20 protein-coding genes, 1 tRNA gene, 1 other RNA gene and 1 pseudogene are annotated in these 23,252 nt (G+C 73.1%); 20 read left to right on the top strand and 3 right to left on the bottom strand.

The window, feature by feature from the left end; genetic code table 11:
• Positions 1-73: 73 nt before the first annotated feature.
• From MNZ39_RS10180 to MNZ39_RS10145, 8 genes are all read left to right on the top strand, one after another.
• Positions 74-1,498 carry a sigma-54 dependent transcriptional regulator gene (locus tag MNZ39_RS10180; protein ID WP_242338002.1) on the top strand — a complete coding sequence of 475 codons (1,425 nt, stop codon included), beginning with the start codon at positions 74-76 and terminating at the stop codon, positions 1,496-1,498.
• Positions 1,495-4,551, top strand: coding sequence for a bifunctional [glutamate--ammonia ligase]-adenylyl-L-tyrosine phosphorylase/[glutamate--ammonia-ligase] adenylyltransferase (gene glnE / locus MNZ39_RS10175; RefSeq protein ID WP_242338000.1), 3,057 nt, complete (start codon positions 1,495-1,497; stop codon positions 4,549-4,551). Before MNZ39_RS10180 ends, glnE begins: the two co-directional genes overlap by 4 nt.
• 68 nt (positions 4,552-4,619) lie before the next feature.
• Positions 4,620-6,047, top strand: a complete 1,428-nt coding sequence (locus MNZ39_RS10170) for a patatin-like phospholipase family protein (protein ID WP_242337998.1) — start codon at positions 4,620-4,622, stop codon at positions 6,045-6,047.
• 98 nt (positions 6,048-6,145) lie between these two features.
• Complete coding sequence (locus MNZ39_RS10165) at positions 6,146-7,060, top strand: branched-chain amino acid transaminase (RefSeq protein WP_242337996.1); 915 nt, start codon at positions 6,146-6,148, stop codon at positions 7,058-7,060.
• Between the two features lie 419 nt (positions 7,061-7,479).
• Entirely contained in the window at positions 7,480-8,241 is a 762-nt protein-coding gene (locus MNZ39_RS10160; protein ID WP_242337994.1) for a Fic family protein, read from the top strand.
• A 232-nt stretch (positions 8,242-8,473) separates the two neighbouring features.
• On the top strand, positions 8,474-9,304 hold the full coding sequence (locus tag MNZ39_RS10155; RefSeq protein WP_242337991.1) for a deoxyribonuclease IV: 831 nt from the start codon (positions 8,474-8,476) through the stop codon (positions 9,302-9,304).
• Positions 9,301-10,428 (top strand): bifunctional oligoribonuclease/PAP phosphatase NrnA, encoded by a 1,128-nt coding sequence (locus MNZ39_RS10150; protein WP_242337989.1) that lies wholly within the window; start codon positions 9,301-9,303, stop codon positions 10,426-10,428. The genes MNZ39_RS10155 and MNZ39_RS10150 overlap by 4 nt, the downstream gene beginning before the upstream one ends.
• Complete coding sequence (locus MNZ39_RS10145; RefSeq protein WP_242337987.1) at positions 10,425-11,567, top strand: cysteine desulfurase family protein; 1,143 nt, start codon at positions 10,425-10,427, stop codon at positions 11,565-11,567. The genes MNZ39_RS10150 and MNZ39_RS10145 overlap by 4 nt, the downstream gene beginning before the upstream one ends.
• 72 nt (positions 11,568-11,639) lie before the next feature.
• On the opposite strand, the gene MNZ39_RS10140 is transcribed toward MNZ39_RS10145, so the two are convergent.
• Positions 11,640-12,551: a serine/threonine-protein kinase gene (locus tag MNZ39_RS10140; RefSeq protein ID WP_242337985.1), complete on the bottom strand. Its 912-nt coding sequence runs from the start codon at positions 12,549-12,551 to the stop codon at positions 11,640-11,642.
• Positions 12,552-12,744: 193 nt separating this feature from the next.
• Between MNZ39_RS10140 and ssrS the strand changes: the two genes are divergently transcribed.
• The 4 genes from ssrS (at position 12,745) to tyrS (ending at position 15,648) form a co-directional block, all read left to right on the top strand.
• Positions 12,745-12,938: non-coding RNA, 6S RNA (gene ssrS / locus MNZ39_RS10135), on the top strand.
• Between the two features lie 5 nt (positions 12,939-12,943).
• A complete protein-coding gene (locus MNZ39_RS10130) occupies positions 12,944-13,564 on the top strand; it encodes a 5-formyltetrahydrofolate cyclo-ligase (protein ID WP_242337983.1) in 621 nt (206 codons plus the stop codon).
• 35 nt (positions 13,565-13,599) lie between these two features.
• Positions 13,600-14,394, top strand: a complete 795-nt coding sequence (locus MNZ39_RS10125) for a TIGR00282 family metallophosphoesterase (RefSeq protein WP_242338020.1) — start codon at positions 13,600-13,602, stop codon at positions 14,392-14,394.
• Positions 14,395-14,397: 3 nt separating this feature from the next.
• A complete protein-coding gene (tyrS, locus tag MNZ39_RS10120) occupies positions 14,398-15,648 on the top strand; it encodes a tyrosine--tRNA ligase (protein ID WP_242337981.1) in 1,251 nt (416 codons plus the stop codon).
• Between the two features lie 359 nt (positions 15,649-16,007).
• Here the strand turns inward: tyrS and MNZ39_RS10115 are convergent.
• A pseudogene (locus MNZ39_RS10115) lies at positions 16,008-16,610 on the bottom strand (SAM-dependent methyltransferase); the annotation flags it as partial.
• A gap of 68 nt (positions 16,611-16,678) precedes the next feature.
• Between MNZ39_RS10115 and MNZ39_RS10110 the strand changes: the two are divergent.
• From MNZ39_RS10110 to MNZ39_RS10090, 5 genes are all read left to right on the top strand, one after another.
• On the top strand, positions 16,679-17,059 hold the full coding sequence (locus MNZ39_RS10110; RefSeq protein ID WP_242337977.1) for a hypothetical protein: 381 nt from the start codon (positions 16,679-16,681) through the stop codon (positions 17,057-17,059).
• A 140-nt stretch (positions 17,060-17,199) separates the two neighbouring features.
• Positions 17,200-17,388 (top strand): YfhL family 4Fe-4S dicluster ferredoxin, encoded by a 189-nt coding sequence (locus tag MNZ39_RS10105; RefSeq protein ID WP_242337976.1) that lies wholly within the window; start codon positions 17,200-17,202, stop codon positions 17,386-17,388.
• Between the two features lie 150 nt (positions 17,389-17,538).
• On the top strand, positions 17,539-17,874 hold the full coding sequence (locus MNZ39_RS10100; RefSeq protein WP_308197060.1) for a YfhL family 4Fe-4S dicluster ferredoxin: 336 nt from the start codon (positions 17,539-17,541) through the stop codon (positions 17,872-17,874).
• Positions 17,875-17,967: 93 nt separating this feature from the next.
• Positions 17,968-19,617 (top strand): thiamine pyrophosphate-binding protein, encoded by a 1,650-nt coding sequence (locus tag MNZ39_RS10095; protein ID WP_242337972.1) that lies wholly within the window; start codon positions 17,968-17,970, stop codon positions 19,615-19,617.
• A gap of 178 nt (positions 19,618-19,795) precedes the next feature.
• A complete protein-coding gene (locus MNZ39_RS10090) occupies positions 19,796-20,353 on the top strand; it encodes a hydrolase (protein WP_242337971.1) in 558 nt (185 codons plus the stop codon).
• 128 nt (positions 20,354-20,481) lie between these two features.
• Here the strand turns inward: MNZ39_RS10090 and MNZ39_RS10085 are convergent, their stop codons facing one another.
• The gene (locus MNZ39_RS10085) at positions 20,482-21,078 is read right to left on the bottom strand and encodes a sensor histidine kinase KdpD (RefSeq protein WP_242337969.1); all 597 of its coding nucleotides are present in this window, start codon (positions 21,076-21,078) and stop codon (positions 20,482-20,484) included.
• A 474-nt stretch (positions 21,079-21,552) separates the two neighbouring features.
• Between MNZ39_RS10085 and MNZ39_RS10080 the strand changes: the two genes are divergently transcribed.
• From MNZ39_RS10080 to MNZ39_RS10070, 3 genes are all read left to right on the top strand, one after another.
• Positions 21,553-22,047, top strand: coding sequence for a flavin reductase family protein (locus tag MNZ39_RS10080; RefSeq protein WP_242337967.1), 495 nt, complete (start codon positions 21,553-21,555; stop codon positions 22,045-22,047).
• A 218-nt stretch (positions 22,048-22,265) separates the two neighbouring features.
• A tRNA-Pro gene (locus MNZ39_RS10075) sits at positions 22,266-22,339 on the top strand.
• A gap of 154 nt (positions 22,340-22,493) precedes the next feature.
• Complete coding sequence (locus tag MNZ39_RS10070; protein ID WP_242337965.1) at positions 22,494-22,913, top strand: hypothetical protein; 420 nt, start codon at positions 22,494-22,496, stop codon at positions 22,911-22,913.
• The last annotated feature ends 339 nt before the right edge of the window (positions 22,914-23,252 follow it).

The raw sequence follows: 23,252 nt of genomic DNA, 5'->3' as shown, positions 1-23,252 counted from the left end.
CGCGCGGGGAAGGCGCTCCCGGCGGCGGCCGATTCGCGCGGCCGCCCCGGCCCGGCCTTATAATCCCCGCCCCATGGACGCGACGAAGCCGACCGTGCTCGTGGTGGACGACGAGCGCAACATCCGCCGCACGCTGCGCATGGTCCTCGAGGCGGAGGGCTACGCGGTCTCGGAGGCCGAGAGCGCGGAGGACGCGCTCAAGATCCTCGAGGGGGAGCCGGTCGATCTCGGCATCTTCGACATCCGCCTGCCCGGCATGGACGGGCTCGCCCTGCTCTCCCGCGCGCGCGAGCTGTGGCGGGACCTGCCGGTGGTGGTCATCAGCGGCCACGCCGACACGAGCGACGTGGTCGACGCGGTGAAGCGCGGCGCGACCGACTTCTTCTCGAAGCCGGTCGACCGCGACCGCGTGCTCGTCTCGGTGAAGAACGCGCTCGCCCGGCGCTCGCTGGAGGAGAAGGTCCAGGTCCTCGCCTCCCGGGAGCGGAAGTTCCAGGACGAGATGCTCGGCGAGAGCCCGGCCATGCGGAGGCTGCGCGAGGACATCGCCAAGGTCGCCCCGACGAGCGGCCGGGTGCTCGTCCTCGGCGAGTCCGGCACGGGCAAGGAGCTGGTCGCCGCGGAGATCCACCGGCAGTCGAAGCGGGCGCAGGGGCCGTTCGTCAAGGTCAACTGCGCGGCCATCCCCTCCGAGCTCATCGAGAGCGAGCTCTTCGGCCACGAGAAGGGCAGCTTCTCCGGAGCGGCGGCGCGGCGGCGCGGCCAGTTCGAGGTCGCCCACGGCGGGACCCTGTTCCTCGACGAGATCGGCGACATGAGCCTCTCGGCGCAGGCGAAGGTGCTGCGCGCGCTCCAGACAGGCGAGATCGTGCGGGTCGGCAGCGAGCGCGCCCTCACCGTGGACGTCCGCGTCATCGCCGCGACGAACAAGGATCTCGAGGCGGAGGTGCGCGAGGGGACGTTCCGCGAGGACCTGTTCTTCCGCCTGAACGTGGTGCCGCTCGTCTCGCCGCCGCTGCGCGACCGGCTCGAGGACGTGCCGCTCCTCGCCGAGCGGTTCTTCCAGCTCGCCGCGCGCGAGAACGGCACGCGCCCCAAGGCGATCGACCCCGAGGTGTACGACCGCCTGCGCGCCTACCGCTGGCCCGGCAACGTGCGCGAGCTCCGCAACGTCTGCGAGCGGATGGTGATCATGAGCGGCGACCGGATCACCGCCGCGGACGTGCCCGAGGCGGTCGGGCCGCGCCAGGCCGCCGCGCCCGCCGCCGGCGCGTCGGACCTGTCGCGCTACGGCGAGGTCCCGCTCCGCGAGCTCCGCGACCTCGTCGAGCGCGACTACATCCTGAAGAAGCTCGAGGAGCACGACTGGAACATCACGCAGGCCGCGCAGGCGCTCGGCGTCGAGCGCACGAACCTGCACAAGAAGATCAAGCAGCACGGGCTCTCGCGCGCGGGGCGGGGCGCGCCCGTGCCCGACCCGGACGGCGACGAGGGGTGACCCGCCCCATGCGCCCGGCCCACGCCATCCCCGGCCTCCCCTCCGCGGCCCCCCGCGCGCCCGAGTCGGAGGAGCGCCTCGCGCGCCTCGGGCGCCGCGCGCCGGACCGGCTCGACGAGGTGCTCGCGCTGTGCCGGCTCGCCGCCGATCCCGACCTCGCCCTCGCCGGCGTCGAGCGCTACGTGGACGGCGCGGGCGAGCTGCCCGCGGAGCGGGATCTGCTCGAGGCCCTCGTCCTCCTCGCAGGCTCGTCGCGCATGGTCCCGGCGCTCCTCGCGCGGGACCCGCGCCTCCTCCGCCGCGCCGCGCGCTCGCCGTTCCTCGGCCGCGAGCGCTCCGAGGCCGATCTGCGCCGGCTCCTCGCCCGCGCCGTGCGGAGGCTCGATCCGGACGACGTCGCGGGCCTCCTGCGCCTGCTCCGCGCGCTGCGCGCGCGCGAGATCGTCCGCATCGCCCTGCGCGATCTCCGGCGCGCCCGGGTCAAGGAGGTCACCGCGGAGCTCGCCTCGCTCGCGACCGCCTGCCTGGACGCGGCGATCCGGTTCCACGACCGGCGCCTGCGCGCGCGGCACGGGGCGCCCGCGGGGCTCGAGGACCGCGAGCCGGGCGCGGGCTTCTGCGCGATCGCCATGGGGAAGCTCGGCGCGCGCGAGCTCAACTTCTCCTCCGACGTGGACCTCGTCTACGTCTACGACCGGGACGGACAGACGATCGGCGAGCGGCCGCTGACGCACTTCGCCTACTTCGCGAAGCTCGCCGAGCTCGTGACCGAGGCGATCGCGAAGCCCACCGAGGACGGGTTCGTCTTCCGGGTGGACCTGAACCTCAGGCCCGACGGGCAGAACGGCCCCATCGTCAACAGCGTCCGCGCCGCGGAGCTCTACTACCAGTCGTTCGGCCGCACCTGGGAGCGCAACGCGCTCGTGAAGGCGCGCCCGGCGGCGGGCGATCTCGCGGTGGGGGACGAGCTCTTGCGCCAGCTCGAGCCGTTCGTGTGGCGGCGCAGCCTGGATCTCGACGTGCTCGCCGAGATCCAGGCGATGAAGGCGCGCATCGACGCGCGCGCCGGCGCGGAGGGGAAGGACGACCTGAAGCTCGGCAAGGGCGGCATCCGCGAGGCCGAGTTCTTCGTCTCCGCGCTCCAGCTGCTCCACGGCGGCCGGACGGACGGGAAGGCGCTGCGCGAGCGCGCGGTCCTCCCCGCCCTCGATCGCCTCCTCTTCGCCGGCGTCGTGCCCGCGAAGGACGGCGACGTGCTCGCGGACGCGTACCTGTTCCTGCGCCGCGCCGAGCACCGCGTCCAGATGGTGGAGGGCGCCCAGACGCACCGGCTCCCGGCCGCGGGCGAGCGGCTCGGCCTCGCGCGCGGGATGGGCTACGCGACGGAGGAGGCGTTCGAGGCCGCCCTCGCGGCGCACCGCGAGCGGGTGGCGAAGCTCTTCGCCGGGCTCCTCGGGGCGGCGGCCGAGGAGGCGCCGCTCGACCCGGAGCTGGCGCTCCTCGCCGATCCCGACGTCGAGGCGGCGCGCCGGGCCGAGATCGCGTCGCGGCGCGGCCTCGTGGACCCCGATCGCGTCCTCGCCGCGATCGACGCCATGGCCCGGCGGCGCACGCCCTTCTCGCCCCACGGCGATCCCGCCGCCGCGGTCGCGCTCCTCTCCGACGCGCTCGGCACGCCCGATCCCGACCAGGCGCTCTCCCACCTCGCCGACTTCGCCGCCGCGCTCTCGAACCCCGAGCCGTACTTCCGCATGCTCGCCCAGCACCGGCGCGTCTCGCGGCTCCTGCTCGCGCTCTTCGGCACCTCCGACTTCCTGTCGAAGCGCTTCCTGCGCCACCCGGAGCTCATCGACCTGCTGCTCCGGCAGGATCAGGTCCTGCTCGAGAAGGACGCGGCCCGCTTCCGCTCCGACCTCGAGGAGCGGCTCGCCGCGCTCCCGTCCGACCTCGAGGCGGACGACCTCCTGGAGCGCCAGCTCGGCGAGCTCCGGCGCTTCAAGAACGAGGAGGTCCTGCGCATCGCGATCCACGACATCGCGGGCACGATCGACCTGCCCTCCATCGCGCGCCAGCTCTCGGACCTCGCCGAGGTCTGCCTCGAGCGCTGCCTGGAGCTCGCCGAGGGGGAGGCGCGCGCGAAGGGGATGCTGCCGCCCTCGCGGCTCTGCGTCGTCGGCATGGGCAAGCTCGGCGGGCGCGAGCTCGGCTACCACTCCGACCTCGACCTCGTGTTCCTCTACCGCGGCGGCGGCGGCGAGAACCACACCGCCTACGCCCGGCTCGCGCAGCGCTTCATGTCCTTCCTGCAGATGCCTCTCCGCGAGGGGCGCCTCTTCGCCATCGACACGCGGCTCCGCCCGTCCGGCAACCAGGGCGCGCTCGTCATCGGCACGGAGGGGTTCACGCGCTACCACATGGGCGAGGCGCTCCCGGGCGGCGGCGCGCGCGACGGCGCCGCCGGCGGGGTGCGCAGCCAGCTCTGGGAGCGGCAGGCGCTCCTCCGCGCGCGGCACGTGGCGGGCGATCCCGCGCCGTTCGCCGAGATCGAGGCCCAGGTGATCGTGCCGGCCGTGTACGGGCCCCGCGAGGATCGCGCCCAGCTCGCCGCCGAGATCCGCCGCATGCGGGAGCGGATGGAGAGCGAGCTCGCCAAGGAAGCCTCGCGAGGCAAGAACCCGAAGACCGGGCACGGCGGCCTCGTGGACGTGGAGTTCGCCGCGCAGTTCCTCCAGCTCGCCCACGGCAACGCGCACCCCGAGATCCGCACCGGCTCCACGCCGGTCGCCCTCGAGCGGCTCCGGGCCGCGGGGCTGTTGCGCGAGGCGGAGTTCGAGGCGCTCGCGCGCGGCTACGAGTTCCTCCGGAGGGTCGAGCTCCGGCTCCGGATCGTCCACGACTTCGCGATCGACCACCTCCCCGAGAGCGGCCCGCCGCTCCACCAGCTCGCGCGCCGTCTCGGGTACTACGGCCCCGCGCCCGGCGACCGGTTCCTCGCGGACTACGCGCGCACCACCGGCGCGGTCCGCCAGGCGTTCGACGCCGTGGTGCGCTGACGGGGCCTGGGTAGGCCGTCCCGGCGGTTTTCGTCGCCGGAGGGGACTCGTCTACAATCCCCGCCGCCTTGCCCTCCGACGACGCCCTCGACGCGCTGCACCAGGACCTCCGGCCCTTCTGCGAGGCGGAGGCCGCGCTCGTCCGCGACGTGGTGTCGAGCTCGCCCTGGCTCTCCGAGCCGGACGAGGCCGCGCTCCGCTACGCGCTCAACCTGGCCCGCACCACGCTCGTCCGCGCTCCCGACGGCGGGGACGTGGACCTCTCCGGCCTCCTCGCGCCGTTCCGCGAGGACGTCCGGGCGCTCGCGCTGCCCGCCCTGCTCGGCAAGGGCGGCATCGACCGCGCCGCGGTCGCCCGCGTCGTCCCCGGCCTCTCGCTCCACGCGCGCGCCTGGCGCGGCCGCGCCGCGGCGGCCTTCGCCGGGCGGCTGCCGCCCGAGGCCATCGACCGCGAGGTCTGCGAGAAGGCGCTCGTGCTCGTGGCGGGCGGCGGGGGCGGCGTCGCCTGGTCCTATCTCGGCGCCTTCGCCCTCCTCGAGCAGTACGGCCTCGTGCCGCGGCTCCTCGCCGGCACGAGCATGGGCGCGGTGCTCCTCCTCTTCCGCGCGCGCCGCCTCCGCTGGCACCCGACGGACGTGGACGAGGCGATGCGCTCGCTCTCGTTCCGCTCGATCTTCCGCTTCCTCCAGACCGGCTCGCGCTACGGCCTGCCCGCGGCGATGCGGCTCTACCTGCGCGCCGCCATCGGCGAGTTCCTCCGCGGCCCCGACGGCCACCCGCTCACGCTCGGCCAGCTCGCCGTCCCGCTCGTGGTCGCCGTCACCGGCATCCGCAACGGCGCCCTCCCGCGCGACCCGAGCTACTACGAGCACCTCCTCGACCTGCACGGCCGCGAGGCCCGCCCCCACGTCGTGAAGCGGATGATGGCGGAGGTCTTCGAGGCGGTCGGAGAGCTCATCGTGCAGCGCGACCGCTTCGCCCGCCTCTACCTGGGCGGCGACGACGGGACCCGCTCGTTCGACGCCATCGACGCGGTCGGCTTCTCCTCCGCGCTCCCGGGCGTCATCCACTACGACGTGCTGCGCGACGACGAGCGCATGCACCGGCTCCTCGCCGAGCTCTTCGAGCGCCACGACCTGTTCCGGCTGGTCGACGGCGGGCTCGTGGACAACCTCCCCGCGCGCGAGGCGTGGGCCACCGTGCAGCGCGGCGCCATCGGCGCGCGGAACGCGTTCGTCCTGGCGCTCGAGGGCTTCGGGCCGAAGCTCACCCAGCCGCTCTGGTTCGGCCTCGAGCAGCTCGCCGCCCAGAACGTCGCGCGCAACCGGCCCTTCGTGCACCACCACCGCTCGTTCGCGCAGGTGCTCTCGCCGGTGGAGGTCGTGCCCTCCGAGCGCGCGCTCCAGCGGGCCATCCAGGCGGGCAAGGCCGGGCTCCACCCGGACATGCCGTTCATCGCGCGCATGTGCCGGCCCTTCCCCCCGCTCGCCGCCTGAGGGCGGCCCCCGCCGCGCGCGCCCGCCCCGGCCCTTGAAACGCCCCCCGCCGTCGGGCATGTTCGACCCCCACCACCACAGAAAGCGGGAAGGCCGGCATGATCAAGGCGGACAAGATCTGGCTCGACGGAAAGCTCGTCGCCTTCGAGGACGCGAAGGTCCACGCCCTCACCCACGCCCTGCACTACGGCATGGGTGTCTTCGAGGGCATCCGCGCGTATCGCGGCGCGGACGGTCGCCCGGCCGTGTTCCGGCTGCACGAGCACGTGCAGCGGCTCTTCGACTCCGCGCACATCGTGCTGATGGAGATCCCCTACTCGGTCGAGCAGGTCGAGCAGGCCTGCATCGAGACGCTCAAGGCGAACAAGCTCGACGCCGGCTACCTCCGGCCGCTCGCGTTCTTCGGCGCGGGGGCCATGGGCGTCGGCGCGGTGAACCCGGTCCAGGTCATGGTCGCCGCCTGGCCCTGGGGCGCCTACCTCTCCGAGGAGGGCCTGAAGCGCGGCATCCGCGCCAAGGTCTCCTCCTTCACGCGCATGCACGTCAACGTGAACCTGGTCCGCGCCAAGATCTCGGGCCAGTACGTGAACTCGTTCCTCGCCACCCGCGAGGCGGCCCTGAGCGGCTTCGACGAGGCGATCCTGCTCGACACCGAGGGGTACGTGGCCGAGGGCGCGGGCGAGAACATCTTCATCGTGAAGAACGGCGTGCTGCAGACGCCGCCGCTCTCGTCGCCGGTCCTCGCCGGCATCACCCGCGACTCGATCCTCCGCATCGCGCGCGACCTCGGGATCCCGGTGCGCGAGGAGAAGTTCACGCGCGACACCATGTACCTCGCCGACGAGCTCTTCATGACCGGCACGGCCGCCGAGGTGACCCCGGTGCGCGAGGTGGACGGCCGCCGCATCGGCAGGGGCGAGCCGGGGCCGGTCGTGAAGAAGGTCCAGGAGACCTTCTTCCGGGCCGTGCGGGGCGAGGAGCCGCGCTACCGGGAGTGGCTCACGGCGTACTGACCCTCCGCCTCGCAGGGCGCCATCGTCGCAAGACGAGCCCGCTCCGACGCCGCCGCGCTCCCGCCGGCGGCGTCTCCCTTTCTGGGACCAGCGCGCCCGCGGGAGGCGCAGGCTGCCCCAAGAGGGTCATCACATCGGGACGCCCGGCTCCTCCACGTAACCAGTCGAAATATGAACGTTCTCTCTGCTCGGCCCGACGTGGTCCGGGCGGCCGTGCGAGCGCGCGGAACAAAACCGGCCGAGAGCCCGTTCCAACCGCCGAGGTCGATGTTGGGTTGACGATGGGCGAAGCCTTCGGCTAGATTGCGCGCGGCTTCCGGTCAGGATGACCTGAAAATCACCCCACAATACATGCACTTGAGGCTGGTCACCGGGCAAGGCTCCCGCGAAGACCGCCGGGGCTCGAGGAGCACGAAAAAATGCGGACCCGATACGTCGACATCGACGATCGCATGGAGGATCTCGGCGACCGGATGCAGAGCGCACCCGAGGTCGGCGCGGATTTCCTCCAGAAGTACGAGCTGTCGTGGCTGTACCACGAGAACGCGCTCGAGGGCGTCGTCTACACGCCCCAGGAGCTCGCGGCCGCGCTCGCCAACCAGCCGCTCGCGGACGCGACGTTCGTCACCGCCCTCTCGGCGCTGCGGAACCACAAGACCGCCCTCGACCTCGTCCGCGAGGAGGCGAAGGCCAAGCGGCCCAAGCTCACCGTCGCGCTCGTGAAGCGGCTCTACGAGACGCTGTGCGGCGGGCCGGAGAAGACGCCGCCCGACTTCCGGAAGGACATGCCCCTTCACCGGGCGTACTTCCACGAGATCGCGCAGCCGGCCAAGATCCCGGCCGGTCTCGAGAAGGTCCTCGAGGCGACGGAGACGGCGGAGTTCCGTCACCTGCACCCGATCCAGCAGGTCGCGCGGCTGCAGCACGGCTTCATGCAGGTGTTCCCGTACACCGACCAGTCCGGCCGCATCGCCCGGCTGCTCGCGAACCTCCTGTTCCTGCACGCCGGCTACCCGCTCCTGCTCATCGTCCACTCCACCGATCGGCAGCGGTACTACGACTCGCTGCGCTTCGCGGAGACGGTGCTGCGGGACCTCACCGTGGAGGCGCTCGACAACGCGCTCGAGCAGGCCGAGAAGTTCTTCGCGGCGAACGTGCGGGCCAAGAAGGCTGCCCGCTAGCCGCTCCGGACCTCGTTCCGGCAGTTCTGCGCCCGGTCGGGGAGTCCCCCGACCGGGTGTATCGTTTCACTCTCGGGAGGAGCTCGGAGGAGATCGGCGCGGCGGGCCTGCCCTGGGACAGGCGCCCGCAGTGCGGCCAAGGGTGCGCATCGTTTGAGCTTTTCGTCCCGGTCGGGACGATCGGGGCGAGCATGGCGAGGCCACGCCCGCCTATTGTATAGATGCGCGCCCAATGTTCCTCGGAGCCCACGAAGGCATCGCAGGCGGAGTGTCGACCGCCTTCTCCCGCGCCGAAGCGGACGGCGCGGCCTGCCTGCAGATCTTCACGCGCAACGCGCGGGGCTGGGCGGCGAAGCCGCTCGAGGACGACGAGGTCGCCCGTTTCAAGGGCGAGGCCAGGCGGACGAAGCTCCCCACCGCCGCCCACTCCTCGTACCTCATCAACTGCGCGGCGCAGGACGCCGAGATCCGGAACAAGAGCTGGAGCGGCCTGGCCGACGAGCTCGGCCGCTGCGCCCAGCTCGGGATCCCGCACCTCATCTTCCACCCCGGCAGCCACGGCGTGGAGACCGAGGGGTTGAAGCTCGTCGCGGAGGCCATCGAGCGCGCGCTCGACGCGGTCCCGGGGAAGACGCGCCTGCTCGTCGAGACCACCGCCGGCCAGGGGACCAGCCTGGGCTGGCGGTTCGAGCACCTCGCCGCAATCCGCGCAGCGATCCCCGCCGCACCGCGCAGGCGCGTCGGCGTCTGCGTGGACACCTGCCACCTCTTCGCGGCGGGCTACGACCTCACGACCGAGGCCGGCTACGCGCAGACGTTCGAGGAGCTCGACCGGGTGGTCGGCCTCGCGCACGTGCGAGCGTTCCACCTGAACGACTCGAAGAAGCCGCTCGGGTGCCGGGTCGATCGGCACGAGCACATCGGGGAGGGGGCGATGGGGCTCGCTCCGTTCCGCCTCCTCGTCAACGACGCCCGGTTCGCGGAGCTGCCCGGGTTCGTGGAGACCGAGTCTCGCTGGAAGGAGAACATCGAGGTCCTCCGCGGCCTCGTCCGTCGCCGATGAAGTCTCCCCATCCCATGCGCCAACCGAACGAAGATCCGACTCGATCACGTGCGCGGCCGCCCGTGCGCTCCGCCCGGATGGCGCTCTACCCGCGCCACGTGGCGAGCACGAGGGCGAAGCTCGACCGCCTCATCGAGTACGCCCGCTCGCACAAGCGCGCGCTGATCCTCACGCACGACAACCCGGATCCCGACTCCATCGCGGCCGGCGTCGCGCTCGCCCACCTCCTCGACAAGCTCGCCGGGGTCGAGGCGATCGTCGCCTACGGGGGCATCGTCGGCCGCGCGGAGAACCGCGCCCTCGTCCGCGTGCTGAAGCTCCCGGTCGTGCCGGTCTCGCGCGTCGTGTTCGACGAGTACGACCTCATCTGCATGGTCGACACCCAGCCGGAGCAGGGAAACCACTCGCTGCCGGCGCGCCACTTCCCCGACGTCGTCATCGACCACCACCCGGAGCGGCCCGACTCGCACCTCGCCCCCATCGCCGACGTCGGCGGCCCGCTCGGCGCGACCTCCACCGTGCTCGCGGAGTACTTCCGCGCGAGCGGGCTCGAGATGCCGGCGCCCGTCGCGACGGCCCTCTTCTACGGGATCAAGGCGGACACGCGCGACCTCGGCCGGCAGACCACCGACATCGACGTCGACGCCTACCTCTGGCTCTTCCCGATGGTGGACAAGGAGGCGCTCGGCGAGATCGAGCACCCCCGGCTCCCCGAGGACTACTTCCGCCTCTACCACGTGGCGATCGAGAAGGCGCACGTCTACGAGGACGAGGTCGTGATCTGCGACCTCGGCGAGATCTACACGCCCGACATGGTCGCGGAGATCGCCGAGCGGTTCATGTACCTCGAGGGCATGCGCTGGTCGCTCGCCTTCGCGGAGTACGAGGACCAGCTCTACTTCTCGGTGCGGACGGGCGACCGGCGCATGAACGCGGGCCGGCTCATCCGCGAGGTCATCGAGGCGAAGGGCGGCTCGGCGGGCGGCCACGGGACCATGGCCGGCGCGCGGCTGCCGATGAAGGGCCTCTCCGGCGCGGCGAAGAAGCGCCTCCGCGAGGACGTCGTCCGGAGCTTCCTCGACGCTTTCGGGGTGAGCGCGCGGAAGGTCCGCAACCTGGTTTGACCTACCTCGACCACAACGCCATCACCCCCATGCGCCCCGAGGCGATCGCGGCGGTGCGCGCGGCGCTCGAGGTGTTCGGGAACCCGAGCTCGGTGCACGCCGCCGGCCGCGCCGCCCGCGACGTCCTCGACCGCGCCCGCGGCCAGGTGGCGGCCGCCCTCGGGGCGGCGCCCGCCGACCTCGTCTTCACGAGCGGCGCGACCGAGTCCGCCGCCCTCGCCATCCGCGGCGTGCTCGCTCGCGCGCCCGCCGGACGCCGCCGGCTCGTCGTCACCGCGGTCGAGCACCCCTGCGTGCTCTCGCTCGCCCGCGCGCTGGAGCGGACCGGCACGCCGCTCACGGTCGTGCCGGTGGACCGCCGCGGGCTCGTCGACCCTGAGCGGTTCCGCGCGGCGCTCGGCCCGGACGTGGCCCTCGCCTGCGCGATGCGCGCGAACAACGAGACCGGCGTCCTCCTCCCCGTCCCGGGCCTCGCCCACGCGGCGCGCGAGGCGAAGGTGCTCTTCTTCTGCGACGCGGTCCAGGCGATCGGCAAGATCCCGCTCGACGTGCGGACGCTCGGCGCGGATCTCGTGGCGCTCACCGGCCAGAAGTTCGGCGGGCCGCGCGGGGCGGGCGCGCTGTGGGTGACCCCCGGCCTGCCGCTCGCGCCGCTCTCCGGCGGCGAGCAGGAGCGCGGCCGCCGCCCCGGGACCGAGAACCTCCCCGGCATCGCCGGCCTCGGCGCGGCCATCGAGGCCGCCTGCGCGGCGCGCGAGGAGGAGGCCGCCCGGATCGGAACGCTCCGCGACCGCCTCGAGGCGGGGCTGCTCACCGCCGTGCCGCGCGCGCGCGTGAACGGGGCGGACGCGCCGCGGCTGCCGGGCACCGCCTCGGTGACGTTCCAGGGCTGCGACGCCGAGGCGCTCCTCATGGCGATGGACGTGGACGGCCTGTGCGCGAGCGCCGGCTCGGCCTGTCACTCGGGCTCGACCACGCCGTCGGGCGTGCTCCTCGCGCTCGGGCTCTCGGAGGCGGAGGCGCGGAGCACGATCCGCTTCTCGCTGGGCTGGACGACCACCGCCGCGGACGTGGACGCCGCGCTGCGCACGGTCCCTCCGCTCGTCGAGCGCGTCCGCGCGGCGATCCCGGCGGCCTGACGCGCTCGCTCCGAAGCTGCCTGCGGGCCCGGGCGAGCGACGCGCCGTAGGGGCCGGGCCCGAGGTGTCGCGTCAGGCGCCGAACAACCCCCGCACCACCGCGGCGATGGCGAGGTCCGTCCCGATCGCCTTGTCGTAGCGGAGGGCGAGCTCGCCGGCGACCTCGGCCGCGCTCCGCCAGCGCTCGGCGGGATCGGGGGCGAGGCAGCGCAGCACGAGGGCGTCGAGCTCGAAGGGCAGCTCCGGCCGCACCTCCGACGGCGCGCGCAGCCGGCCCGCGAGGATCCGCTGGCCGACCTCGTTCACGTCCCGCCCCGGGAAAGCCCGCTCGTTCGTGAGCAGCTCGAAGATCACCGCGCCGAGCGCGAACACGTCGGTGCGCGGCGCGGGCGCCTCGCCGCGGATGAGCTCCGGGGCGAGGTAGTGCACCTTCCCCATCGCGCCGGACGTGCGTCCGCTCGTCCCGGCGGCGCGCGCGACGCCGAAGTCCCCGAGCTTCACCGCGCCGAGGCGCGAGACGAACACGTTCGACGGGGAGACGTCGCAGTGGATGACCCCCAGCGGAGCGCCCTGCTCGTCGAGGCCCTCGTGCGCGTGGGCGAGCGCGCCGGCGACGACGTGCCCCACGTAGCAGCCGAAGTCGACGGGGAGGAGGATCCGCCGCGCCGCGCAGCGGCCGAGCACGTCGCGGAGGTTTCGCCCGTCCACGTACTCCATGGCGATGAACGGCGAGCCCCCGGCGACGCCGGTCTCGAGGACCTCCACGATGGCGGGGTGGCGGAGCCGGCGCGTGACCGCGGCCTCCTCGGCGAGGAGCGCGACCTGCTCCGGATCGCGCGCCAGCTCGGGGAGGAGCCGCTTCAGCGCCACCGTGCGTCCGGCGTGCGGGCCTCGCAGGGCGATCGCGCGGAAGACCTCGGCCATGCCGCCCCGGCCGACGAGCGCCTCGAGCGTGTAGCCCGCGATCTCCGGCAGGCCGCTCACGCGCGGCCTCCGCCGGCGAGCGACGCGGCGCCGGGGGTGGCGCTACCGAGCGTACGAAGGGGTGCCCGCACGGGGGGATTCTACCCGTGGAGGCTGACGTCGCCGCTTGACAGTCCCGCCGCGGCCGCCTACGATCTGATTTGTAAAAACGCTGCGTGTTCCGCGGTGTTAGCTCTTTTTTCTTGATCTAGATCTGCCCCTGCCGAGCTCGTGCTTGGGCCCCGCGTCGTTTGGGCCGACTTTGTGCCAAAGCGGAGCGCCCGCCCTCGTCCATGAGCAAGCTCCCAAGCAGCGAGGGAGAAGCCTACGGACGCTGGTGCACCGGGTGCCCCACCTGTGAAATACAGGTCCAAGCAACCGGGCCACACGGCTCTACGCGGGGGCTCTTTTTTTTGCCCGCGGAGGCGGCGCTGAGCGGGACGCGAGAGATCGAGGCGAGCGAGGAGAAGCGCGCCCTCCGCGCGGCTCTCGTCGCCGCCCGCCGCGCCCTCCCCGCCGCCGAGCGCCTCGAGAAGTCCCGCGCCATCGCAGCGCGCCTCGACGAGGTCCCCGCCTTCCGCTCGGCGCGCACGCTCGCCGTGTACTCCGCGCTGGGCGCCGAGGTCGACACGGCCGTCATCGCCGCCCGCGCGCTCGCCCGCGGCGCCTTGCTCGTCTTCCCTCGCGTCGTGGCCGGCGATCGCCGCCTCGCCTTCGGGCGCTGCGCTCCGGACGCGCTCGCGTGCGGGCCCCTCGGTGCGCTGGAGCCGCCCGCCGACGCGCCCGAGGTCCCGCGCGACGCGGTGGACGCGGTCCTGCTGCCCGGCGTCGCGTTCTCGGCCGACGGCCACCGGCTCGGCCGAGGTGGCGGCTACTACGACGCCACCCTCGAGGCGATGCCGCGCGCGGCGCGCATCGGCCTCGGCTTCGAGCTCCAGGTCGTGCCCGCGCTGCCGTTCGAGGCGCACGACGCGCGCCTCGACGCGCTCGTCACCGAGGCGCGCACGCTCCTGTTCCGCCGAGAATCCCGTTGACGCGGGCCCCTCCCGCTTGCGACACCTCGAAGACCTTGAAGGTCCTCTTCCTCGGAGACGTCTTCGGAAAGCCCGGCCGCCAGGCCGTGCAGCGGCTCGTCCCACGCCTCATCGCGCGGGAGGGGATCGACCTCGTCATCGCGAACGCGGAGAACTCGGCGTCGGGCATCGGGGTCACGCCCGACACCGCCGAGGAGCTCCTCGCCGCCGAGGTGGACCTCCTCACGAGCGGCAATCACATCTGGTCCAAGCGCGAGATCGTGCCGTACCTCGAGCGCCCGGACGCCCGCCTGCTCCGCCCCGCGAACTACCCGCCGGGCACGCCGGGCCGGGGCCGCGGCGTCGCGCGCACGCCCGACGGCCGACGGCTGGGCGTCGTGAACCTCGAGGGCCGCGTGTTCATGCGCTCGCTCGAGGATCCGTTCCGGGTCGCCGAGGAGCAGATCGCCGCGCTGCGGGCCGAGGGCGTGAAGGCGATCCTCGTCGACATGCACTGCGAGGCGACGAGCGAGAAGAACGCGATGGGCCACTTCCTCGACGGCAGGGTGTCGGCGGTGCTCGGCACGCACACGCACGTGCAGACCGCCGACGCGCGCGTCCTCGCCGGCGGCACCGCCTTCGTCACGGACGTCGGCATGTGCGGGCCGTGGGACTCGGTCATCGGCGTGAAGAAGGAGCTCGTGGTCGAGCGCTTCCTCACGGCGCGCCCCGTGCCGTTCGAGCCCGCGAAGCGCGAGGTGTGGCTCCAGGGCGCCATCGTGGACATCGACGAAGAGACCGGCCGCGCGCGCGCGATCGCGCGCGTGCAGGAGAGGCTCGAGGAGACCTAGGCGATGGACCCGAAAGCGAAGCTCAGGAGCGCGACGCCGGACGAGCAGTTCCAGGAGGTCACCCGGGCGTCGGTGGACCTGCACCTCGAGAAGGACCTCCGCGCGCGGCTCCAGAAGGCCTACGACACCGGCGTGCCGCTGCGGGTGAAGGCGGGGTTCGACCCGACCGCACCCGACCTGCACCTCGGCCACACGGTGCTCCTCTCCCGGATGCGCCGCTTCCAGCAGTTCGGCCACACGGTCATCTTCCTCATCGGCGACTTCACCGGGCTCATCGGCGATCCGACCGGCCGCAACAGCACGCGGCCGCCGCTCACGCCCGAGCAGCTCGCGGAGAACGCCGAGACCTACAAGAAGCAGGTCTTCCGGATCCTCGATCCCGCCGTGACCGAGGTCCGCTACAACTCCGAGTGGCTCGGCAAGATGGGCTTCGCCGACGTCATCCGCCTCGCGTCGCGCTACACCGTCGCGCGCATGCTCGAGCGCGACGACTTCAAGAAGCGCTACACGGGCAACGTCCCCATCAGCGTGCACGAGTTCCTCTACCCGCTCGCGCAGGCGTACGACTCGGTCGCGCTCGCGGCGGACGTCGAGCTCGGCTCGTCCGACCAGCTCTTCAACCTGCTCGTCGGCCGCGCCATCATGCCGGACTACAAGCTCGCGCCGCAGGTGGTGCTCACCGGCCCGATCCTCGAGGGGCTCGACGCGAAGCTCGACGCGGACTCCGGCCGCATCGTCGGCAGCAAGATGTCCAAGTCGCTCGGCAACTACGTGGGCGTGGCCGAGGCGCCGGAGGAGCAGTTCGGCAAGCTCATGAGCGTCACCGACGACCTCATGTGGCGCTACTACGAGCTCCTCTCCGACCGCACGAGCACCGAGATCGCGGCGCTCCGGGCCGGGCACCCGAAGGACGCCAAGATCGCGCTCGCGAAGGAGATCGTCACCCGCTTCCACGACGCGGAGGCGGCGCGGCGGGCGGAGGCGCACTTCGCGCAGGTGCACGCGCGGCGCGAGGTGCCGGACGAGGTGGAGGAGCGAGCGGTGGCGCTCGACGGCCAGCCGAGCCTCCCGCTCGCGCGGCTGCTCGCGGACGCGAAGGTGGTCGCCTCCGGGAGCGAGGCGCGCCGGCTCATCGCCCAGGGCGGCGTGTCGGTGAACGGCGAGCGCGTGTCGGACGACAAGGCCACGCTCGGCGCGGGCGAGTGGCTCGTGAAGGTCGGCAAGCGCCGCTTCGTCCGGCTGAAGCTCGCCTAGACGAGCGGGCGGGGGCGGCGGCGTTCAGCGCGCGAGCGATCGCGCACGGCTCAACGCGCGCGGGCCTTCGTCTTCTTCGCGCGGGACTTCGCGGCGGGCGCCGCGGGTCGCTTCGGGCGCGGCTTGGGGGTCGCCTTCGGGCGCTGCTTAACGGACGGCTTCGGCTTCGCGGCGGCGCGCGGGGTCCGGGGCGGTGTAGAGGTCGGGGCCGCGGTCGGGGTCGGGGTCGGGGTCGGGGTCGGGGTCGGGGTCGGGGTCGGGGTCGGGGTCGGGGTCGGGGTCGGGGTCGGGGTCGGGGCCGCGGTCGGGGTCGGGGTCGGGGTCGGGGTCGCGGACGCGGTCTCGACGGTCCTCGCTCCTGCGGAGCGCCGGAGCCCCTTGCCGAGCACGTACACCTCGTAGCTCGACTCGCGCACCGCCTCGGGGCGGATGACGTGCACCTCGTCGAACCGCGCCTGCAGCTCCTTCTTGAGCGCGGGGAACTCGCCGCCCATGAAGACCTTCGCGACGAACGCGCCGCCGGGCGCGAGCGTCCGCTCCGCGACCGAGAGCGCCATCCGCACGAGCTCGAGCGACCGGGCCTCGTCGGTGATCTTCACGCCGATGGTCTTCGGCGCCATGTCGCTCGTGACGAGCTGGAAGGGGCCGGCGTGGAGGGAGCGGATCGCGTCGAGCGCGCCGGGCGAGAGCAGGTCCACGATGGCGGTCTTCACCCAGACCTTGCCGAGTCGGCGGATGGGCTCGAGATCCACGCCCACCGCGACGCCGGTCTCGCCCACCTCGTCGGCCAGGATCTGGAGGAACCCGCCGGGCGCCGCGCCGAGGTCGAGGACCGCCTGGCCCTTCCTCAGGAGGCGGTGGCGCCGGAGGATCTCGTCGATCTTGAAGGCGGAGCGCGCGCGCAGCCCTTCCTTCTTCGCCTTGCGGTAGTAAAAATCCTTCGGATCGTAGGGCTTGGCCATGTGCTCGATTTGCCGCCCCGGGGCGGCGGCGGGTATCCTGCGCGCTCTCGCAGAGCAGTCAAGCCGACATGTCCCGGACCAAGACCGCCCTGCTCTGCGCCGTCGCCCTCACCGGGCTCGCCGCCACCGTCCGCTCCTCCCTCCGCGTGCGCGGCCTCGAGGCGGAGCTCCAGTCCGCGCGCGTCGCCGGGCAGGCAGAGGGCGCCTCCTTCGTCCAGACGCTGCGGGGGGAGCACGCCGAGCGCCAGCGGCTCGCCTTCGACCGCCGCCGCGACCTCGCCCTGGCGCTCGCCGCGGCCCGCCGCGACCGGCTCCTCGGAACCCTCGCGATCGCCGGCGCCGCGCTCCTCCTGGGCGCCGGGCGCGTGCTCTCGGGGCTCGCCGCGGAGGTCGAGGAGGACCGCCGGCACGTCCGCGCGAACGCGGAACGGGGACCGAATCGGTCCTGACCGACGGCAAATGTCGATTGGAAAGGTCTGGATTTTCCCCAGGAAATTCGCGGGCCCACGCTTGACTCGACGAAGGCGCGCGGGCATAAAGCCTCTGCAACCCACCGCCCTGCCAACGGCGAAACGAGAGGATCGAAGAGATGGCCCTGAAGATCACGGAAGAGTGCATCAACTGCGGCGCGTGCGAGCCCGAGTGCCCGAACACCGCCATCACGCAGGGCGATGACCTCTACATCATCGAGGCTGCGAAGTGCACGGAGTGCAAGGGCCAGAACGACGCCCCGGCGTGTGCCGCGGTCTGCCCGGTCGACTGCTGCGTCGCCGCGTAAGCGGAGCTAGACGGCGGTGACCCCGCGCCGGCCCGTCCCCTGGGGACGCGCCGGCGCTTCGCTTTTGGCTGGACGGCCCGGGCGGGGCGCCAGGACGCTCGGGGCGCTTGGAGTATCCTGGCGCGCGCCGGGCGGCGAGCTTCCCGGCGAATCGCGGCCCGCGCGCCGCACCAGGAGCAGAGCATGGCGACGAAGATCACGGACGAGTGCATCAACTGCGGCGCGTGCGAGCCCGAGTGCCCGAACGGCGCGATCACCCAGGGCGACGACATCTACGTCATCGATCCGAGCCTCTGCACCGAGTGCGTCGGCTTCCACGGCGAGGAGGCCTGCGCGGCGGTCTGCCCGGTGGACTGCTGCATTCCGGACGAGGAGAAGGCCGAGACCGAGGAGCAGCTCTACGCGCGCCTCGCGACCGTCCACCCGGACAAGCAGTTCCCGCCGCTCGCCGAGCTCACCTCGGCGCTGTCGCGCTTCCGCAAGTAGCCCGGCCTGGTCGGCCCGGAGTCCCGCACGCCCCGCTCGCCTCGCTGCGTGCGGGGCGTCGTCGTCCCGGGGGAATCCCCCGGAGGAGGCCCGATGGAGACGCTCACCGGTGGTCGGCTCGTCGCCCGCATGCTGCGCAAGGAGGGCGTCTCGACCGCCTTCACGCTCTCGGGCCTGCACGTCGCGCCCATCTACGCGGGCTGCGTGGACGAGGGCATCCGGCTCGTGGACACCCGCCACGAGCAGGCCGCCGCGCACGCCGCCGACGCCTGGGCGCGGCTCACGCGCGGCGTGGGCGTGGCCATCGTCACCGCCGGCCCGGGCGTCACCGACGCGGTCACCGGCGTCGCGAACGCCTGGGCGGCGAACGTGCCGCTCGTGCTCCTCGGCGGCGCCGCGCCGACGTTCAACCAGGGGCGCGGCTCGCTGCAGGAGATGCCGCAGGTCCAGCTCTTCGCCGGCATCACCAAGTGGGCGGACCGCGTCCCCTCCGCGGACCTCGTGCCGAGCTTCCTCGCGAAGGCGTTCCGCGTGGCGCGCGCCGGCCGGCCGGGCCCCGTGTTCCTGGAGCTCCCCTGGGACGTGCTCTCGAACGGCGCCGACGAGGCGCTCGCCGAGGCGCAGACCCTGTACCGCACCGACGCGCGCATGCCCGGCGATCCGCGCAAGCTCGACGCCGCGCTGGCGCTCCTCGCCCGCGCCGAGCGGCCGGTGCTGCTCGGCGGGTCGTCGGTCTGGTGGGACGACGGCGTGGACGCGCTCGCGCGGCTCGCCACGCGGAGCGGGATCCCGGTCTACCTGAACGGCATGGGCCGCGGCTGCCTCCCGCCGGACCACCCGTCGGCGTTCCAGCTCTCTCGCAAGGAGGCGCTCGCGCAGGCGGACGTGGTCGTCGTGGTGGGCACGCCGCTCGACTTCCGCCTCGGCTACGGCACCGAGCCCACCTTCGCGCCCGGCGCGCGCGTCGTGCAGGTGGACGTCGAGGGCGGGGAGATCGGCCGGAACCGGCCGGTGGAGGTGGGGATCGTCGGCGACGCGCGGAGCGTGCTCGAGGCGCTCGAGGCGGGGAAGCTCACGCCGGCGGCGGCGGAGTGGCGAGCGTTCCTGCGCGAGAAGGAGACGGCCCGCGCGGAGAAGCAGCGCGCGTTCGAGGAGAGCGACCAGCGGCCCATCCACCACTTTCGCCTGGCGAAGGCGCTCGACCGGGTGGCCTCGCGCGCGGGCGACGTGACGTTCGTGGGCGACGGCGGCAACGTGGTGGCGGTCGCGGCCAAGGTGCTGAAGGTTCGCAAGCCCGGGCGCTGGCTCGACCCGGGCCCGCTCGGCTGCCTCGGCGTCGGCGCGCCGTTCGCGATCGCCGCGAAGCTGCTCGCGCCCGAGCGGCCGGTGTGCGTCGTCCAGGGCGACGGCGCGTTCGGCCTGAACGGCTTCGACTTCGAGACCGCGGTGAGGTTCGGGCTGCCGATGGTGGTGGTCGTCGGGAACGACGCCGCGTGGGGGCAGATCCTCGTCCCGCAGCGCGGCCTCTACGGCGACGACCACGCGGTCGCGACGAAGCTCGCGCCCACCCGCTACGATCGAGTCGTCGAGGCGTTCGGCGGCAAGGGCGAGCACGTCGAGGACCCGGCCGACCTCGAGCCCGCCCTCGAGCGCGCGTTCGCGTCGGGGACGGTCTACTGCGTGGACGTGGCGATCGACCCGGAGGCGGCGGCGGCGAGCGGGGCGGCGGGGTACGCGATCTGAGCGACCGATCAGGATCGCGAAGAGGCGAGCGTGGCGAGCCGCCGGGGCGCCGACGCGGAATCGGCGAAGCCGATCGCGTCGGCGCACGGGACCCGGCGAGCAGGGTGGGCCCCCGACGACGGCGGCCAGCCGTCGGCGGGGCGGGGGCGCGACCCCCGTTCGAACTGGAGGTGACGCGATGGGACGCAAGGTGAAGCTGGATCGCACCACGGCGGCGGTGCTGGTGGTGGACGTGCAGGAGCGGCTCACGCCGGCGATGCCGGAGGAGACGCTCGAGCGGCTCGTGAAGTACGCGCGCGCCACGATCGGCGCGGCGAAGGAGCTCGGGCTGCCGATCCTCGCGACCGAGCAGTATCCGAAGGGGCTCGGCCGGACGATCCCGGAGCTCCGCGAGCTCCTCCCCTCCCCGCCCCTCGAGAAGACCCGCTTCTCCTGCGGCGCCGACCCCGGCTTCGCCGCCGCGCTCGAGCAGACCGGGCGGCGGCAGGTCATCGTCGTGGGGATGGAGACGCACGTCTGCGTGTTCCAGACGACGCGCGATCTCGTGGCGATGGGCTACGAGGTCCACGTCTGCGCGGACGCGGTGTCGAGCCGGACCGAGGAGCACCGCCGCGTGGGCCTCGAGCTCTGCCGCGAGGTCGGCGCCATCGTGACCACCGCGGAGACCGCCATCTTCGACCTCCTGCACGAGGCCGCGACCCCCGAGTTCCGGAAGGTGGCGCCGCTCGTGAAGTAGCGGAGGCCGACGACCTGCCCGCTCGCGCCGAGCCGTTCGGCGGGCGAGCGGGACGGAGTCGGCGTCGGCGGCGGGAGTCCCTGGGCTCCTGCCTGCCGGGGCGCGGCAGGCGGAGCGGTTCCGACCGCCTACTCGAGCTCGAGGGCGTCTTCCTCGGCGCGCACCGCGCGCGCTGGGGAGCGCGGCAGCGTCGCGACGTAGCAGGTACCGGCGCGGGTGCGCACGCGCGCGAGCCGCCCGCGATGCTGCAGCACGATCTTCCGCGCGACGACGAGGCGGAGCGTACCGACGGTGTCGTCGGCCCCGTCGGGGCGGACGCCTTCCTCGAAGTAGGTGACGAAGCGGTCGCCGCGCGCGAGCGGCCGCGGGAACTGGACGCGGAAGACCACCTCGTCCTCGTACTCCCGCCAGCGCAGAGACACCGGCCCGGCGCCGGCGGAGCGCTTGATGGCGTCCTCGAGGAGGATCGTGATCGCGTAGGCGACGCGCCTCGCGTCCCATTCGCCCGACCCCTCCCGATCCGGATCCGGGGAGTAGTCGACGTCGTCGGCCAGGGCCCGGACCTCCGCCAGCGCGGCGGGGCAGAGCTCGGCCAGGCTGGTGGGCGTCCACTCGAGCGGGAACTCCCCTTCCTCGCCCGGTGTCCGGGCGGCAGGACGCTCGATCGGCTCCCGGGGAGCCTCCCTGGAAGGCAGCTGATCCATGTGGTTCGTCTCGATCGACACGTTTTCCTCGCTGCGCCGTTGGGCGTGAATTGCCGACTGGTGTGTATGGAACGGGCGCCGGATGTCCGGAAATTCCTGCCCCCTTCCTCGCCTCGTCTTGCTCTCGGCGGCCGAGGAGCCGAGCGATCGCTCGTGCTCCGTCGCCGATACGAGGGCGCGGGGACGCGTGCGGAGATCGACCGCGAGTGGAAAGTCTGCCCATCGTGCGGCCAGCAGGCGCGTCTCACGCCCCCCGTCGAGCGCGCCGCGGGGTGGATCGCTCGGCGGCGGACCGCTTCGCGGCGCGACCCGTCGCCGGCTTTCTCCGCCGGCCAGGTTCACGGTCCGTGCTCGCCGTCAATGCCTGCGCCCGGGCGCGACGCTCCCGCTCCCCTGTCGCCACTCTCCGTCCCCGCCCCGCGCTCGGGGCCCGCCCCGAGGGGAGGAAGGCGCCGTCCTCGATCCCGGAGCAGGATTCGCGCCGGAGAGACCCCCATGCCCACGCGCGCCGAGACGATGCCTTTCGAGGAGGTCCTGAAGCGCTTCCCGTTGCCGGTGAGCGTCGTCACCGTCGGCCGCGGAGGCGCGGAGAACGCGCTCAGCGTGTCGTGGGCGTGCCCCGTGTCGTTCGACCCGCCGCACGTCCTCATCGCGTTGGACCGGCAGCACTACTCGATCGACTTCCTCGTTTCGACGAAGAACTTCGCGCTCAACATCCTCAAGGCCGACCAGCGGCGCATGGCCGGCCACTTCGCGCGGCAGAGCTTCACGGGCGAGGACAAGCTCGACGCGGTGCGCACGCACGAGGGCGTCACCGGAGCGGCGCTCTTCGACGACGCGCTCGCCTGGCTCGACTGCGAGCTGGTGCGGACGCTGGAGGTGGGCGATCACCTGCTCTGCATCGGCCGCGTCGTGGACGCGCGCGTGCTCGCCGAGGGCCCGGCGCTCCTCACCACGGACGGCGTGCAGTACGGGAAGGCGCGCCCCTGAGCCGCGCAGCCGGCGGTCGGGCCCCCGCCAACGGCCGCGCAGCGCTCGGCGCGGGTGCTCGGAAGGCCTGATTCCCCGCGGACGCGGACTCCCCGGCCGCCCCGGCGCCCCGCCTCGTCGTCCGGGCTCCGGGGCGGAGCGGCCGGCCCGCCGAACGGCACCGTTCCCCCGTTGACCGCCTCGGGTCGCGGTGCTACGTATCCGCTCCCCGCAGTTCCCGGGGCGTAGCGCAGCCTGGTAGCGCACTTGCTTGGGGTGCAAGTGGTCGCTGGTTCAAATCCAGTCGCCCCGACTTCCAAGAGCCCGTCACCGGTCGGTTTCCGGTGGCGGGCTCTGTTTTTTTCGGGCGTCCTGTGCGCTTCGTGGTGCGTTTTTCCGCGGCGCGTCCTCGGCGCTCGGCTCCCGTTTCACGAATCGTGTGGGCTTCGTTCGTGTATCTTCGAAAGATGCGCGCGCTGACAACCGCCCTCCTGTTCCTCATCGCAGCGGCAACGTCCCCAGCCTGGGCTGACGCTCCCGAGCGCGCCCGGGGCATCTCGGTTCACATGCTGCCCCGGCGCGTCGCCGACCTGGGCGGCAGAAAGTGGGGTCTGGTCGTCGATTACGCTGAGTACCTCAAGCCGGAGCCCGCCCAGCCGGTGCTTCAATCGCCGTCCGAGCTTCTCGCTTTCACCCGAAAGCAGGACACGAGCGTCCAGGCGAACGGCGTCTGGATCGTGACGACGCACCCGGACGCCTACTCCGAGCAGGAGAAGAAGCTCATCGACGACATCAAGGCGGTGTGCCGCAAGGAGCGAATCCCCCTGTTCATCGCGCGGGCGTCGCAGCTCCCCGCGGGATGGCAGCGATACGACGACAGGCAGTAGCGGACGCGCTCGGAACCGACGCCCAAGCCTACGACGACACGCTCCCGTATCGCCTCGCGTTTCGGGCTGAACTTCTTGCGCAGCGCTCGCCCCGTGCGACGTCGTGTTGACGCTCACCAGGAAGCGCGCTTTTCTGAACCAGCCGTGCGCGGCGTGATGAGACGCCCGTCGGAGGGAGCATGGGGGGCAGGCATTTCGTTCGCGGTCCTGACGAGTGGTGCGATCCTGATCGCCGCCGGCGTCTGCATCGCTTGGTTCGCCCCCTGGATCCAGCTGACCGGGCTCCGGCTGATGGGGCAGCCGAGAAATGCAGTCGCGGCTTGGTCGTACCGGGTCGCA

Origin of the sequence: Anaeromyxobacter sp. SG66 (assembly GCF_022690805.1) — a bacterium.
In the GTDB taxonomy this organism is placed as follows: Bacteria; Myxococcota; Myxococcia; order Myxococcales; family Anaeromyxobacteraceae; genus Anaeromyxobacter; species Anaeromyxobacter soli.
The sequence above is the reverse complement of the archived record's forward strand: the minus strand, read 5'-3'. Positions and strand labels throughout refer to the sequence as shown.

What these genes read in the sequence shown, in the direction of transcription:
- MNZ39_RS10150 (WP_242337989.1), top strand. Translation starts at nt 9,301, where the DNA reads ATGAAGTCTCCCCATCCCATGCGCCAACCGAACGAAGATCCGACTCGA.
- MNZ39_RS10155 (WP_242337991.1), top strand. Translation starts at nt 8,474, where the DNA reads ATGTTCCTCGGAGCCCACGAAGGCATCGCAGGCGGAGTGTCGACCGCC.
- MNZ39_RS10090 (WP_242337971.1), top strand. Translation starts at nt 19,796, where the DNA reads ATGGGACGCAAGGTGAAGCTGGATCGCACCACGGCGGCGGTGCTGGTG.
- MNZ39_RS10080 (WP_242337967.1), top strand. Translation starts at nt 21,553, where the DNA reads ATGCCCACGCGCGCCGAGACGATGCCTTTCGAGGAGGTCCTGAAGCGC.
- MNZ39_RS10165 (WP_242337996.1), top strand. Translation starts at nt 6,146, where the DNA reads ATGATCAAGGCGGACAAGATCTGGCTCGACGGAAAGCTCGTCGCCTTC.
- MNZ39_RS10110 (WP_242337977.1), top strand. Translation starts at nt 16,679, where the DNA reads ATGTCCCGGACCAAGACCGCCCTGCTCTGCGCCGTCGCCCTCACCGGG.
- MNZ39_RS10095 (WP_242337972.1), top strand. Translation starts at nt 17,968, where the DNA reads ATGGAGACGCTCACCGGTGGTCGGCTCGTCGCCCGCATGCTGCGCAAG.
- MNZ39_RS10160 (WP_242337994.1), top strand. Translation starts at nt 7,480, where the DNA reads ATGCGGACCCGATACGTCGACATCGACGATCGCATGGAGGATCTCGGC.
- tyrS (WP_242337981.1), top strand. Translation starts at nt 14,398, where the DNA reads ATGGACCCGAAAGCGAAGCTCAGGAGCGCGACGCCGGACGAGCAGTTC.
- MNZ39_RS10070 (WP_242337965.1), top strand. Translation starts at nt 22,494, where the DNA reads ATGCGCGCGCTGACAACCGCCCTCCTGTTCCTCATCGCAGCGGCAACG.
- MNZ39_RS10105 (WP_242337976.1), top strand. Translation starts at nt 17,200, where the DNA reads ATGGCCCTGAAGATCACGGAAGAGTGCATCAACTGCGGCGCGTGCGAG.
- MNZ39_RS10180 (WP_242338002.1), top strand. Translation starts at nt 74, where the DNA reads ATGGACGCGACGAAGCCGACCGTGCTCGTGGTGGACGACGAGCGCAAC.